Here is a 14,903-nt window from a genome sequence, read left to right as displayed (position 1 = left end):
GCCGACCCCTGTTATTTCTCCATGTGACTCTTGTTTTCCTGCTCAATGCACGGGCACGCTTTCGGCGCACTCCGCACGCTCGCCGGCAGCCATCGGATTCTCGGTGCCTTCCGTCTTCTCGCTGTCGAGCAGAGAGCCTTCCGCACATTCTGACCTCTCGCCATCGGGCGACGGGCTTTCCATCTGCTCGATGCGCACGCAGTTGCGCCCTTCCTGCTTCGCCCGATAGAGCGCATCGTCCGCACGCTTCAAGAGCGCCTCCATCGTGTCCTTCTGCACGCCATGCCAGCGCGAAACGCCGATGCTGCACTGGATGGGACGGTAGTTGCAGATCGGCGCCTGTGCGATCCGCTCGCGCAGATGATTGGCGAAGGTTTCCGCCTCTTTCAGTGAATAGTGCAGGCAGAGAATGACGAATTCCTCACCGCCCCAGCGAACCAGAAGGTGACGACGGTCGAGCGAAGTGTGCAGAACCCCGGCAAAGGAGCGCAGCACATGATCCCCCTCATCGTGTCCATAGTCGTCATTCACGCGCTTAAAAAAATCGATGTCGAGGATCATGAACGCGAGATGTCCGTCTGTATTCTGCGCCACCTTCACCCATTCGGGGAACGTATCGTTGAACTTGTAGCGGTTGAAGCAGCGCGTCAAGGGATCGATCTGCGCTTTTTCCTTCGCCTCGACAATTTCATTCTCCAGAGACTTCTGCACCGCTTCGCTGCGCACCTCATCGCGAATGCGCATGCGAATCGTGCTCAGGACGAAGACGACGAAGGACAGCAGCGCGAAAGGCGTGATGTACGTGTCCCACGCAAACAGATGGTACTGAAACCAAAGTCCGTCGAAAAGCCCGAGCGGCGCAATCGCGAGGAGCGGCACGAGCGCCGTGCGGCAGTATTCGTTGCCGCGCTTCGCCTCGCGCCAGAGCAAGAGGCTCGCCCACGGCGTAAAGATGGCCGCCAGCGGATAGTAAAAGTTCATGCAGGTGAAGAAACTGCCGCGTGCGACGAAGACCTCGCCGAGAGCAGAAGCAACTAGAAGGATCACGAAGGGTACGGACAAAAGGCGCATCGTGCGGCGCTGCGCGGCGGGCAGGAAGCCCGCGAGAAACTGAAAAGCCAGGATCGCTATGCCATACACTGTCGTAAGCTGCACGAACCACCAGAAACGCGGCGAATCGAAAAGGAAATACCTCGCGTTCATCACGCTGACCATCCAGACGCCGTAGACGAGGAAGAACAGCAGCAGAAAGACGTAGGCGCCTCGGTTGCGGCGCAAGGTGCAGCTATAGATGGCGACGATCGCCCCCATCATGAAGATCAAAGAAAGTCCGAAGACGAAGGGCAGATCGGCGAAGAAAAGCTCCGCCACGCTCGCACGCATGTCGCGCAGACACAGGTGGTCGAAGCGGCCGAGATCGACCGTGCTGAAAGAATGCATTCCGACGGTCAGTGTCTTCCCCGCATAGCCTTCCGGCAGAGGAACGAGATGCCAGCGCGTGCCGTAGCTGTAGTCACCGTCCTCCATCGAACCGTATTCGTAAAGGAGCTTGCCATCGAGCCACAGACGAACCGACTGGTTCGTCGTCTTGAAGAACAAACCCGTGCCGCTGTACCCCTCTTCGGGCAGACTCGTTGTCAGATAGACATAGCGCGTCTCGCTCGAAAGGAGCGGCTGTGCGGGATAAGTCACACACTTCCATCCTTCGGCACCATTCTGCGCCTCCTGCAGAAGTTCCTGCATTTCTCCCTCGTCCGGAAGGTTCGCGCTCTGCCAATAGTGCAGTTCCGTAGGCTCAGCTTCCTCTTTAGCAGAATGCTGCAGGGAAAAGCCTGCCATCTCATGGGAATCCAAGGAAAGTCCATGCGCGGCGACTGCAGGCAAGGCCTTCGGCAAGGAGGCGGCGAGGACGAAGAGAACAGCTGCGAGCGCAAGAATGCGCAGAAAGTCATGCTCCGCTCTGCGCCCTCTTTTCCCCAACATTGCCATGCACCGCCCTCTCACTGCCGACTACGAAAGCCTTCCGTCCGTCATTCCTGCAAGACACAAGACCCTTTTGCCATAATATATCACATATTAGTACAAAAGTCCAGAGTTGGGGATCGTATTTTTTCTTTTCAAGTCTCCCGCTTCACTCGATAGACAGTGACGTACATGACGGGCAGCACGAGCAGCGTCAATACCGTCGCCACGGAAAGCCCGCTCGCTATCGCCACCGCCATCGGTCCCCAGAAAGAACTCGTCATCAGCGGAATCATGCCGAGGATCGCAGCAGCAGCCGTCAGCATGATGGGACGAAAGCGTAGAACAGCCGAGTCGATGACCGCCTGCCACGGCGACTCGCCCGCCTTGATATGCTTCTGAATCTGGTCGATGAGGATGACCGAGTTGCGGATAATCATGCCCGAGAGCGCGAGGATGCCGAGGTCGGCGACGAAGCCGATCGGCTCGCCCGTGAGGAACATGCCGCAGGCGACGCCGATGATGCCCAAAGGAGCGGTCAAGAGTGTGATGAGCATGGCACGGCCTTCGCGCACCTGGAAGATCAAAAGCGTCATGATGAGGAAGATCATGGCGGGCACGGGCACGAGAAGATATTTCATCGAATCCTCGCTGTCTGCAAGGCTTCCGTCCGGCTCGATGGCATATCCTGCGGGAAGATTCTCGCGCAGTTCCTTCGTCGCCGCGTACGCTTTTTTCGCCGCATCCGTCGGCGTGCCCGCGATGATGTCGGCGCGTACGGTCACGGCGGGCTTCAAGTCGCGCCGCCAGATGATGCCGTTTTCCGCGTCATAGGAAATCTTCGCCACCTGCGCGAGCGGCACATAGCCTGCCTGCGGCAGGTAGATCGGCAATTCTTCGAGGCGCGAGAGATCGTCCCTCGCCTCCTCCCTGAGCCGCAGCACAATGTCCACCGTGCGGTCGCCCTCGTAGAGTTCCGCCGCTTTCACTCCCGCCAGTTCCGTGTAGAGCATCTGCTGCACCATCTGCGTCGAAAGTCCGAGCGCCTTGAGCTTGTCTTGATCGAGCGCGAGGTGCAGAACCTTGCTCTTTTCCTGCCAGTCGAGGTTCACGTCGCGCGTGTTCGCATCGCTCGCCACGAGGTCGGCAACCTCATTGGCAAGCAACATGACTTTTTCCTTGTCTTCTCCCTCGACGCGCAGCATGATGGGGTACGCTGCAGGCGGCCCCGTCTGGATGAACTTGAGATTTGCACGCACGTTCGGGAAGTTTTCGGAAAGCTCCGTGCGGATCTTCGCCGTCAAATCCTCGCGTGACTCCTTGTCGTTCGCGACGATGACGAACTGCGCATAATTGTCCGCAGCCAAGACGGGTTCAAAGGTCAGCACGAAGCGCGGCGCACCTTCGCCCACATAGACGGAATAGTTCCTGTACTCGTCCGCAAGGCCGTCGAGGAAAGCAGCAAAGCGCTTCGCCTCGCCGTCCGTGTTCTTCATAGAAGAGCCTTCGGCAAGGTGCATCTCGACGATGATCTCAGGCCGCAAAGACGGCGGGAAGAAGTCCTGCCGGCAAGCGCCCAAAAGCGCGATGGATGCAGCGAAGACGAGCGCCGTCACGCCGAGCACGAGACGGCGATGTGCTAAAAATGCCTCCAGCACGCGGCGAAACACGCGATAGAATCGGCCTTGATGGAGCAAGGCTTCGCCCTTTTCATCGCGCTTCGGCTCAATGCGGATGATGTGATAGCCGAGGAGCGGGGCGACCATGACGGAGACGATCCAAGAGAGCAGCAGCGCGGCGGCAATGACGGGAAAGAGCGAGGCGCAGAACTCCGCCGCCATGCCCTTCGAGAAAGCGACGGGGATGAAGCCCGCGCATGTGATGAGCGTGCCCGTCAGCATCGGAAGCGCCGTCGCACGGAAGGCGTGCGAGGCGGCGCTGAAGCGGTCAAGCCCCTCTTCAAGCTTGACGCTCATCATCTCGACGGCGATGATCTCATCGTCAACCAGAAGCCCGAGGGAGATGATGAGCGCGCCCAAAGACACCTTCTGCAGGTCGATGCCCGCACCGTACATGAAGAGGAAGACGCCCGTCAGTACGAGCGGGATGCAGCAGGCGACGACGAACCCCGTACGAAGGCCGAGCGTCAGAAAGCTCACGGCGAGCACGATGATGACGGCTTCTCTGAGCGTGTCGACGAAATCATCGATGGATTCTGCGACGACCTGCGGCTGGTCGGAGACCTGATGGATTTCCAAGCCGAGCGGCAAGTCGTCCTTGAGCGCGGCGATTTTCTTCTGCAAATCCTTGCCGAGCGTCAGGATGTTACCGCCCGGGCGCATGGAAACGGCGATGCCCACGGCAGGCTCGCCATTGAAGTACATCTTCGGCTCGGCCGGCTCGGCATAGCGGCGCGTGACGCTCGCGACGTCGCCGAGTCGGAAGGTGCGCCCGCCGGCGGCGATCGGCAGGGCGCGGATCGCCTCAAGGTCGTCGAAAGCGCCCGAGACACGCACGTAGACGTTGTCCGTCTGCGTCTCGATCATGCCCGCCGGCGTCATCTCTTCCTGCGTACGGATGGCAGAAAGGATCGCGTCGGGCGGTATGCCAAGCTCCGCGAGACGCTCGCGCGCGGCCTCGACGTAAATCTTCTCCGGCTGCACGCCGATCAATTCGACCTTCTGCACATTTTCGACCGCAAGCAGGGCGCGGCGCGTCTTTTCCGCCTGCTCGCGCATCTCCTCGTAGGACCAGCCGTCGCCCGTTACGGCGTAGACCGAGCCAAATACATCGTCGAAGCGGTCGTTGTAATAAGGGCCGTAAACGCCTGTGGGCAGGCTGCGCTTCTCATCCTCGCAGAGATTGCGTGCATCGCGCCACGTCGGACGAATATCCTCCTTCGCCACAGCGTCGTCCAGCGTCACATAGATGACCGCCTGTCCCTCGCGCGAATAGCTCTTGAGCTCCTTGAGTCCCGGCACATCCTGCAGCTTCTTCTCCAGTTTGTCCGTGACCTGCTCTTCCATCTGCTGCGCTGTCGCACCCGGCCAGGCGACGGATACGACCATCTGGCGGATCGTGAAGTCAGGATCTTCCATCCTACCGAGCTTGCCGTAGGAAAAAATGCCGCCGATAAAGACGACGAGAATGAAATACCATACGAGCCCCTTGTGCTTAAGGGAGATTTCCGTAAGATTCCTCATGGCGCATCCCCCGTCCGCACTTCGTCGCCCTCGCGCAGTTTGTGGACGCCCGCCGTCACGACGAGCGCATCGTCGGGAAGTCCCCGGACGAGCACGTCGTTGCCGTCATAGCCGTCGACCGCAACTTCCTGCAAGAACACCTTGTTGTCCGCGCCGACGAGCCAGACCGAAGGTTTGCCGCCCGTCTGGTAGATGGCGGCGAGCGGCAGGCGCACGGCTGCCGTCGGCATCCGTCCCACAGCCACATTCGCCGTCATGCCGAGCGCCATGCCGGCCGGCGGTGCGGGCACAGAGACGCGCACGCGGTAGGTGCGCGAGACGGCGTCCGCCATCGGCGCGACCTCGCGCACCGTGCCGGAAACGACGCCTGCGCCGAGCGCCCAGAAGGATACGGCGACTTCCTTGCCCGGCGGCACATCGGCAAGACGATCTTCGGGCACGGCGATCTCGACCTCAAGGTCACCCGACTCGACGAGTGTCACGACCGTCTGTCCTGCGGCGACAACCTGTCCCGCCTCTGCTGCCACGGCAGAAATCACGCCGGGCGCATCGGCAAGAAGCTCCGTATAGGAAACGGCATTGTGCCCCTCTGCCGCTTGGGCGAGCGCCTGCCGATAGCTCGCCGCCGCCGCCCCATAGGCAGTCTCGTACTGGTCGAGCACGGCGGCGGGCACGGCCTCGGCCGCGTAAAGCTCGCGGTAGCGCGCCGCATTTGCCGCCGCGAGGTCGAGCTGCGCCTTCGCTGCATCGACTGCGGCGTCGGCCTGCCTCGACCTCTGCACGATGTCGGAGGCGTCGAGGCGCAGGAGCGGCGCTCCCGCTTCCACGCGGTCGCCGACGTTGACCGCACGCGCGATGACGCGGCCGCCTACCTGGAACGCCAGATTCTTCTCGTAACGGCCGCGCACACTGCCCGCATAGTTGACCGCGTGCGCCGCCTCATTCGTCTCGACGCGCTCGGTGCGCACCAACGGCGGCTTCGCCTTCTCGGGCGGCGCATCGCCGCAGCCTGCGGCACTGACGAGAAGCCCCGCCAAAAGGAGCGCCAGAATACTGCGTACCCCATATCTCACATCGTTTCCCCCTCTCTGCATCCTGCGAGTTTCACCGCGTCGTCTTCCCAATGAGCTCTCGAAAATCCACCTTCGACGAGCGTTCCGCCAAAATCCGGAAGTTGCGCTCCACACAGGAGACATCCTGCGGCGACAACGGATCGATCAAATAATTAACCCACGAATTCATCACGGACAGCAGGAACGGATGCTGCATGCGTCCGTACTCCGTCAGACGGATGCGCTTGATGCGGCGATCCTCCGCGTCCTTCTCGCGACAGATGAAGCCCTTCTGTTCCAAGAGCTTGAGCGTGCGCGCCACGGCGGACTTGTCCGTCTGCAGAGCACGCGACAAATCCTCCTGACTCGCCCCCTCGCAGTCAAAAAGGCGCAGAAGCAGGACGTACTCCGAATACGTAAGCTGCAAAGGACGACATGCTTCCAACACATAGCTGCGCGAACGTCCGTCCAAAATGGAAAAACAACGCGCCACCTGCAAATTTTCCACCAAGATCCCCCTCTCATACACGATCAAATGCAACAGCAGCAATCTCACATCCATGACGTACAGATTTTCTCTTAGTTGATTATATCAACATTTTCTTTATATTTCAACAAATTGGTTCGTTCTGCTCATTTCTGTGCGGTAGATGCATGACCCGTCGGAAACGCATCATGCGGCATTCCGCTCAAAGGCGGGACGGTGACCATGACGATGTTCTTTGTCAGCACTTCCTTGTTGATATAGTCTCTGAAATTTTGTGAAATATGTCTGCCGAAAGCTTGCCACATTCGTCCGTCATCCGAAATACTTTCGAGGATCGTCACATCAACCACATTCCGAACCTCCTCATCACCATTTTTCCAAAGATGCTCAATCAAACCGCAATATTTCTGAAACGCTTCACTCTCTGCCTGAGACTCGAATTCATGCAGCATCGGCGTATTGATCGTTTCCATCGCAAAAACATGCGCGAGCACCTCCCCATATTCCTTGCGATGCTCCGCACAGTACTGCTCATGCTGCAAAAATGCGGCAACAATGCAGTCCGCCATTTCCTGTATGTTCATGCTTCCCATACTCCCGACTCCTTACCGCGCAACACCTGCAAGTTCCACCGTACCGCGGCAGGAAATGAGCACCTCGCCTTCGAGGAAGAAACGCTTGCCCGTCTCAACGAAGAGCGTGCCGCCCGGCTGCTCGACGACGATGCGCCCACGCTCGCCTCCTTCGGCAAGCGCAAGTGCCAGACTTCCCGAACCGCAGGCACGCTCAAAGACGTGGCTTTTAGCGCTCGGCACGGCGACGTAGGGACGGATGCGAAAGTGATCGCGTCCCAAGCGCTCAAACGGCACGACTCCGTAAGCATCGGCGTCCGTCTCGCACATCAGACGGGCAAGCATCTCGTCGTAATCCGCCGCCGAAAGGTCTGCGGCTTCGACGACGAGATGCACGATGCCTGGAAGCGATACACATATCGCCGCGCCCCCAAACGAAAATCCGTCAAGAGAAATACGCCGCACCTCATGCGCCTGCGGCATCTCGGCACGCGCCAGCCAGCGTCCCGAGCCGAGCGGATGCGCCTCTGCCCGAAGCGGTTCGGGTGCACCCGAGCACTCGACAAAAAAGGGGGACTCAGCACCTTCAGATGCCGCCAGAGCCGCCGCTGAAAGCGTCGCATTGCCGCAGAACTCGCCGCCCGACATCTCAATGCGAAAAAGCGCCTCCTCGGAATGCGGCGCAACGAGGAAACCCGCCTGCTCCGCCGCCAGATGATCGTAATCCATCGCCTCAGAGAGAAGCGCGGCACGCGCCTCCGGTGCAGCCTCCCCGCGCAAAAATACCGTCGTATTTCCCAGCGGACTCAGCTTGATGAAATCCAGCTCCATAAACTATATCTCCTACGAGAAATGCGCCTTTTGCTTGCTGTTTCCACAGCGCAGGCAAAAAGCGCACAACACCATCGACAACGAATTCACAAAAGCTGATGCATCTTTCCAAGATTCTCAATCTTGTCCAACGGCCATTGCGAGACTTCAGAAATATCCTGCAATGACCATTTTTTCTTCTTCAGCATGTTGAGCACGATCTCCGTCACACCCTTTTCCATGCCCTTTTCCATGCCCTTTTCCATGCCGATCTCTTGTGCTTCCTGAAGCTGGACACGCTTTGCCAATTCAGGATCCCACTTGAAGCTCACCATGTCAAAAACCTCCTCCATCTCACGCTCAAGAAAATATTCCGCCAAAAGATTCTGCTCGATACAATAGCGGATTGCCTGCTTAACAGCCCCCTCCAAACATACTCCCGCCGCCGTTTTTCGTCGGATTTGCGCCACGAAAACGCTATACCCCTTGAGCGCACGACTCTTTTCAAGAAGTCTGCTGCCCGACATTTCATTAATGTTATATGCCTTGACGCAAAGTTCCAACGAGGAGCACTCTCCTCCGAAAGCCTCCGACAGACGCATTTCCCATTCATCCGGCGCTGGATCAAGACCATTGTAGAATACATAGAAGCATGGTGCCGGCAACTGGAGACGTCGCGTTCGATACGGTGCATCCTTCGGCACTTGCTTCCGATAAAGCTTCGCCATATACCAAAACATACGCAAAGGCATATTCTCGTTCAAAGTGCTCTGGTGCTCCATCAAAAAATTTGCCGCTTACCCGCCAAGAAACTCACATCATTCTTCTCGTCGTTGAAGAATGTCCCCTGCAGCGTCATGAGCTGTATTTCCTGCAAGGAAACATCTCGCCCAAAAAGCCCGCGATATACATCCTGCAAATAATCTTTGCGGCGGAATATATCGCAAAAAAGCGAATCCTTGTACGTCCTCTTCACCCGCGCCATACAGCTCTCTCCATGTCAAAAAATATCCTTTCTTTATTCTATATTTTATCACGAGATCTGTACTCGCTCAATAAAAAAACACGAAATACAGCAAGGCTGTGCACAAGCCCCAAGCTCGCGCACAGCCTCCAAAACTACAACTTCGTGATGTCCTTGCCGAACCACTTCTCCGAGATCTTCGCCATCGTGCCGTCGGCGCGCATCTCGTCGAGAACCTTCTGCATCTTCTCCTTGAGCGCCGTATCATCCTTGCGATAAGCGACGCCGAACTGCGTCACGGGACCAACGTGACCGTCGAGCGCGGCAATCTTGTCGGGGTGCTTCGACATGTAGAAGCGGCCGATGATCTCGTCGCAGACGATCGCGTCGACGCGGCCGTTCTCGAGATCCATGAACGCCGACAAATAATCCGCGTACTTCTTGACGTCCTTGTAGCCCGTAACATCTTTGTGACCATCCACATAGTCCTCTGCCGTGCCCGAGGCGCTCTGCGTCGCGACGATCTTGCCCTTGAGATCGTCTTCCTTCGTGATCGAAGCGTCGTCCGCACGCTTGAAGATCACCTGCTGATCGTTCATGTACGGCTCGGAAAAGAGCAGATTCTTCTTGCGCTCCTCCGTGATTTCCAAGCCATTCCACAGCGCGTCGATGCGACCACTCTGAATCTCAGCCTCCTTGCTTGCCCAGTCGATGCCCTTGAACTCGACCTCCGTGCCGAGGCGCTTCGCCGCCTCTTTCGCCAATTCCACGTCGAAGCCCGTGATCTCGTTCTTCTCGTCGAGGAATCCCATCGGCGGAAAATTGTCATCCAGACCGATGACGATCTTCTTCGGCGCGTCGTTTGCCGCCTTCTGTCCGCCGCAGCCCGCCATAAAGCCTGCCGCGAGCATGAGGGACAAACAGATGAATAAAATTTTCTTCAAAACAAAGCACTCCTTTTCTTCGTTAAAGTATTATCATAGTGATATTATACATGGACAAAGAGAATTTGCCAAGGGGGAATCTCGTCATAATTTTCGGCTCTTTGATGCACAAAAACGCCGCGAAGGAGCACAATTTCCTGCTCCTTCGCGGCGTTTCCTAGGCTTCTGCCTAGAAAAGCACGGATAAATCCAGTGCTTTCTTACATACTCTTCGTCAATTTCTCAATGTCGCCCGATACTTCCTTCGCCTGTACCACAGACGTATGGATTTCCTTCATCCCCTCCGCTTGCCTTTCAATCAAGAGGTTGATCGTCTTGATCTTCTCCTCGATATTGGCCGAGGCCTTCTCCATCGAGCCGAGAGCCTCGACAATCTTGCCGACAGCCTCCTGACTACTGTCAGCAAGCTTTCGCACCTCTTCAGCGACGACGGAGAAGCCCCTGCCCGCATCACCCGCGCGTGCCGCCTCGATCGAGGCGTTGAGCGCGAGGAGGTTCGTCTGCTTCGAGATGTTCATGATGAGCTCCGTCATCTTCAGCGTGTTCTCCGTCTGCGTGCGCGTATCCTCTGCCGCCCGCGTGATTTCCTCCTGTACGCCGGTGATCTCGGTCGTGCGCTCCGCCGTCTCGTTCACGCGCGTCGTGATCGTCTCGATTGATTGATAAAGCCCTTCCATCCTTGAGCCGAATTCCTTGTAGAACTGTTCCTTGCCGGTCTTCAGCAACGTGATGTCCTCGATGGCTCCGGCGACCAGGACGGGCGTGCCGTCGGGCTTTCGGATCGTCTTGCCCACGGCGTGAAACCACAGATATTCGCCCGTCTTCGTCTTCAAGCGATACTCAAGGTCGAACGGCGTCCTGCCGCTGCGATCCATGATATGCGCTTGAAACGCCTGCAAGGTGCGCGCCTTGTCCTCAGGATGCAGGCGATCGGCCCACGAGTTCAGCTTGTTCGGAAAGTCCGTCGTATTGGAGAAGCCCAGGAGGTGGCGGAAACGATCCGACCACCAGAACTCATTGTTCGGATTCGTCGGATCGTCGCCGACGACCTTCATGTTCCACGAGCCTTCCGCCAGGATGCTGTCGATCGCCTCGTAGCGCTTCAAAGTGTAGTCGAGATATTCCTTGTTCTTGACCTCCTCATCGATGTCAACGAAGACGCCGATGATCTCTTCGGGATGTCCGCTCTGGCTGCGCACGACGTTGCCCGAGGCATGAAACCACTTGTAACTTCCGTCGTGCACCTTCATGCGGTAGTCGACATCGTACGGCGTATTGCCGCTCAGATCTTTGATGCACTGCGTGAAGGCGGAAAGCGTTCCGTCCACATCGTCAGGATGCAGGCGCGAACTCCAAGATTCCACCGTATTGGGGAAGTCGTTCTCGTCACGGAAGCCGACCATGCGGCGGAACTCGTCGGACCAGATGGCATAGGCGATGCTGAAGTCCGCATTGATCTTCATATACCAAAGCCCCGAATGGACGGCATCATTGACCGTGCGGATGCGGAACTTCTGGTACTCGATCTCCTCGTTCACCTTGTCGATGAGCGCATTGAACGCGTCCGCCCACGGCTCGCGCGAATCTGCCTTGGAGAAAAGCTGATTCTTCTCATGCCCCTGTGCAACCCTCTGAATGGCTGCCGCCAGATTCTGCCCGTCATTCGGGGCGGCTGCAGCCTTTTTCATGCCAAACATCAAAATCTCCTCCAATGATACTATTCACCGGTCATACCTTCTCTATAAGTACTAGAATATAGCGTTTAACAGAAATTGTCAACCAGAAGCTTCGTCCTGATTTTCATAGAGCTATGGCATTTCTTTCTGTAAACATGTATAATATCCATATTGCGTCAATATTTTCTACATGAATCCATCCGGAATCTTCATCAAGAACTGTTCGGCGACGCGGCTTCAGATGCGTTTCCACACAGAAGAAAGGCGGAATCCTCATGCACATTTCCAAAAAGTTCAAGGCGCTCATCCTCGGCGCTTCCCTTCTCACAGCGAGTCTCGGCTTCGTCGGCTGCGGCCAAAGCGCCGACACAAAGGACGTGAAGATCGGCGTCGTGCAGCTCGTCGAGCACAATGCGCTCGATGCGGCGAACAAGGGATTCGCCGACGGACTCAAGGAGCGCGGCTTCGAGGAAGGAAAGAACATCTCCATCGACCGCCAGAACGCGCAGGCCGATCAATCGAATCTGCAGAACATCGCGCAGCGCTTCGTCAACGCGAAGATGAATCTCGTCTGTGCGATCGCGACGCCCGCCGCACAGAGCATGGCGAACGCGACGCACGACATTCCCATCGTCGGCACGGCGATCACGGACTACGTCGGTGCGAAGCTCGCCGCTTCGAACGAGAAGCCCGGCGGCAATGTTACGGGAACGAGCGACATGAGCCCCATCAAGGAGCAGGTCGACCTCATGCTGAAGATCTGCCCCGAGGTCAAGACCATCGGCATCATCTACTGCTCAAGCGAGGTCAACTCCGAAGTGCAGGCGAAGGCGATTGCCGAGTACGCCGAGAGCCGCGGGCTGAAGGTGCGCACGGCGACGATCTCGACCGTCAACGACATCCAGCAGGCGGCAAACAGCCTCGTCGGCGATGTCGACGCCTTCTTCGAGCCGACGGACAACATCATGGCCTCCGCCGTCCCGACGCTCCTTTCCATCACGAATCCGGCGAAGAAGCCCGTGTTCTGCAGCGAGGACAACTGGGTCAAGGCGGGGGCGCTTGCGACCTACGGCATCGACTACTACAAGCTCGGCGTGCAGACGGGTCACATGGCCGCCGACATCCTCGAAGGCAAGAAGAAGCCCGCTGACATGCCGATCGAGATGGCGAAGGAACTCAAAGTCAGCATCAACAAGAAAAACGCGGAAACGCTCGGCATCCAAATTCCTGCCGACATCTTGAAGGATGCACAGATTTTCGAATAATTGCAGCTCCTGTCCCCGATCAAAACCAAGAAACAGCCGCAAGCAATTCCTTGCGGCTGCTTTTTCAAAAAGGAGAATCTCTCTCTATGGACCTCATCATACCAACGATTTCCCAAGGGCTCCTTTGGGCACTCCTCGCCATCGGCGTCTACCTGACCTTCCGCGTCCTCGACATCGCTGACCTCACCGTCGAGGGCAGCTTCCCTCTGGGCGCGGCGACGGCAGCGAGCCTCCTTGCCGCCGGTGTCACACCGCTTCTCGCCATCTTCGCGGCCTTCGTCGCGGGCATGATCTCAGGCGTCGTCACGGGACTTCTGACGACGAAGCTCAAGATCCCCGCGCTTCTCGCCGGCATCCTCACGATGATCGCGCTCTACTCCGTGAATCTTCGCATCATGGGCAAGGCGAACCTGCCGCTCCTCAATACAGAGACGATTTTCACGCAGGCGCAGAGCTTCGGCCTCACGCGCGAAGTCGCCGTGCTCGCCATGGGCTTTCTCATCGTCGTCGTCATCAGCGTCGCGTGCTACTACTTCTTCGGTACGGAACTCGGCGCGGCGATTCGTGCGACGGGAGACAATCCCCACATGATCCGTGCGAACGGCGTCAATACCGACATGACGATCATCCTCGGCCTCCTGCTCTCAAACGGTCTTGTTGCCATCTCGGGAGCGCTCGTCGCGCAGTCGAACGGCTTTGCGGACGTCGGCATGGGCGTCGGCACGATCGTCATCGGTCTCGCCTCCGTCATCATCGGCGAGGTGCTCTTCGGCACGCGCAGCTTCAAAAACTGCCTTCTCTCCGTCATCGGCGGCTCCATCGTCTACCGCGCCGTCATCGCCATCGTCCTCGAACTCGGCATGCCGCCCAACGACCTCAAGCTCTTCACGGCGGCGCTCGTCGCGCTCGCGCTGTCCCTGCCGCTCATCCAGGCGCGCATCCGCCGCGCGAAAGGAGGCTCTCGCTGATGCTCAAACTTCAAAACATCGCCAAGACCTTCAATCCCGGCACAATCACAGAAAAGTACGCGCTCCGAGGCGTCACGTTGCACCTTTCGCCCGGCGACTTCGTGACTGTCATCGGCGGCAACGGCGCGGGCAAATCGACTCTGATGAACTCCATCGCCGGCACCTTCCGCGTCGATGCGGGCAGCATCGTCATCGCGGGCACAGACATCACGAAGTGGCCCGAGCACAAGCGTGCCAAGTACATCGGACGCGTCTTCCAAGACCCCATGATGGGCACGGCGGCGGGCATGATGATCGAGGAAAACCTCGCCATTGCCGCACGCCGCGGCAACGCACCGCGCCTTCGCTGGAGCTTCTCCAAGGCGCAGCGCGAGCGCTTCCGCGAGCTTCTGGCGGGACTCGACCTCGGTCTCGAAGATCGTCTCGAATCCAAGGTCGGCCTTCTCTCAGGCGGTCAGCGCCAAGCCTTGACGCTTCTCATGGCAACGATGGCCGAGCCTAAGCTCCTACTCCTCGACGAGCACACGGCGGCACTCGACCCCAAGACGGCGGAAAAAGTTCTCGACATCACGAAATCCATCGTAGAAAAGCGCAAGCTCACGACGCTCATGATCACGCACAACATGAAGGACGCCCTTCGCCTCGGCAACCGCCTCATCATGATGCACGAAGGAAACATCCTCGTCGACGTCAAAGGCGAAGAAAAATCGCGCCTGACCGTGCGCGACCTGCTCGCGCTCTTTGAAAAAGCGGCGGGCAACGAAATGGCGAATGACAGTCTGCTGCTGTCGTGAAAAACATTTCGTTGCAGAATAACAGAATGAACTTTTCCCTATAATTTGACAGAAGATCTGTATACGAGTTTCCATGGACTCATATATAGATCTTCTTTTTATATTCTAATGTTTAAACAAGACTTTTATCTCAAGGATTAATAATTAAAATATAGAAGGACATAATGTAACTTTTAGAGGACATCACAGATGTCAATATATGTAAT

At 57.6% G+C, this 14,903-nt stretch carries 13 protein-coding genes; 3 read left to right on the top strand and 10 right to left on the bottom strand.

The annotated features are described in order from the left end of the window. Positions 1-42 precede the first annotated feature (42 nt). The 10 genes from QZ177_RS04495 to QZ177_RS04450 form a co-directional block, all read right to left on the bottom strand. Complete coding sequence (locus QZ177_RS04495) at positions 43-1,983, bottom strand: diguanylate cyclase (RefSeq protein ID WP_294175656.1); 1,941 nt, start codon at positions 1,981-1,983, stop codon at positions 43-45. Positions 1,984-2,117: 134 nt separating this feature from the next. Further along, the gene (locus tag QZ177_RS04490; RefSeq protein ID WP_294175655.1) at positions 2,118-5,165 is read right to left on the bottom strand and encodes an efflux RND transporter permease subunit; all 3,048 of its coding nucleotides are present in this window, start codon (positions 5,163-5,165) and stop codon (positions 2,118-2,120) included. Beyond that, complete coding sequence (locus QZ177_RS04485; protein ID WP_294175654.1) at positions 5,162-6,238, bottom strand: efflux RND transporter periplasmic adaptor subunit; 1,077 nt, start codon at positions 6,236-6,238, stop codon at positions 5,162-5,164. Before QZ177_RS04485 ends, QZ177_RS04490 begins: the two co-directional genes overlap by 4 nt. 31 nt (positions 6,239-6,269) lie before the next feature. Continuing rightward, a complete protein-coding gene (locus QZ177_RS04480) occupies positions 6,270-6,725 on the bottom strand; it encodes a MarR family transcriptional regulator (RefSeq protein WP_294175653.1) in 456 nt (151 codons plus the stop codon). A 125-nt stretch (positions 6,726-6,850) separates the two neighbouring features. Further along, complete coding sequence (locus tag QZ177_RS04475; protein ID WP_294175652.1) at positions 6,851-7,288, bottom strand: hypothetical protein; 438 nt, start codon at positions 7,286-7,288, stop codon at positions 6,851-6,853. 21 nt (positions 7,289-7,309) lie between these two features. After that, positions 7,310-8,107 (bottom strand): diaminopimelate epimerase, encoded by a 798-nt coding sequence (locus QZ177_RS04470; RefSeq protein WP_294175651.1) that lies wholly within the window; start codon positions 8,105-8,107, stop codon positions 7,310-7,312. 86 nt (positions 8,108-8,193) lie between these two features. Next, on the bottom strand, positions 8,194-8,517 hold the full coding sequence (locus QZ177_RS04465; protein ID WP_294175650.1) for a hypothetical protein: 324 nt from the start codon (positions 8,515-8,517) through the stop codon (positions 8,194-8,196). A 350-nt stretch (positions 8,518-8,867) separates the two neighbouring features. Then, on the bottom strand, positions 8,868-9,071 hold the full coding sequence (locus QZ177_RS04460; protein ID WP_294175649.1) for a hypothetical protein: 204 nt from the start codon (positions 9,069-9,071) through the stop codon (positions 8,868-8,870). Between the two features lie 134 nt (positions 9,072-9,205). Then, a complete protein-coding gene (locus QZ177_RS04455) occupies positions 9,206-9,994 on the bottom strand; it encodes an amino acid ABC transporter substrate-binding protein (protein ID WP_366461661.1) in 789 nt (262 codons plus the stop codon). 200 nt (positions 9,995-10,194) lie between these two features. Further along, a complete protein-coding gene (locus QZ177_RS04450) occupies positions 10,195-11,691 on the bottom strand; it encodes a PAS domain-containing protein (protein WP_294175648.1) in 1,497 nt (498 codons plus the stop codon). 254 nt (positions 11,692-11,945) lie between these two features. On the opposite strand from QZ177_RS04450, the gene QZ177_RS04445 reads away from it, so the two are divergent. The 3 genes from QZ177_RS04445 (at position 11,946) to QZ177_RS04435 (ending at position 14,697) form a co-directional block, all read left to right on the top strand. After that, positions 11,946-12,935, top strand: coding sequence for an ABC transporter substrate-binding protein (locus tag QZ177_RS04445; protein ID WP_037369380.1), 990 nt, complete (start codon positions 11,946-11,948; stop codon positions 12,933-12,935). An 86-nt stretch (positions 12,936-13,021) separates the two neighbouring features. Then, positions 13,022-13,903 carry an ABC transporter permease gene (locus tag QZ177_RS04440; RefSeq protein WP_294175647.1) on the top strand — a complete coding sequence of 294 codons (882 nt, stop codon included), beginning with the start codon at positions 13,022-13,024 and terminating at the stop codon, positions 13,901-13,903. Next, a complete protein-coding gene (locus QZ177_RS04435) occupies positions 13,903-14,697 on the top strand; it encodes an ABC transporter ATP-binding protein (RefSeq protein ID WP_264919525.1) in 795 nt (264 codons plus the stop codon). Before QZ177_RS04440 ends, QZ177_RS04435 begins: the two co-directional genes overlap by 1 nt. Positions 14,698-14,903: the final 206 nt, after the last annotated feature.

The organism is uncultured Selenomonas sp., from assembly GCA_905372355.1.
Classification (GTDB): Bacteria; Bacillota; Negativicutes; order Selenomonadales; family Selenomonadaceae; genus Selenomonas.
The sequence above is the reverse complement of the archived record's forward strand: the minus strand, read 5'-3'. Positions and strand labels throughout refer to the sequence as shown.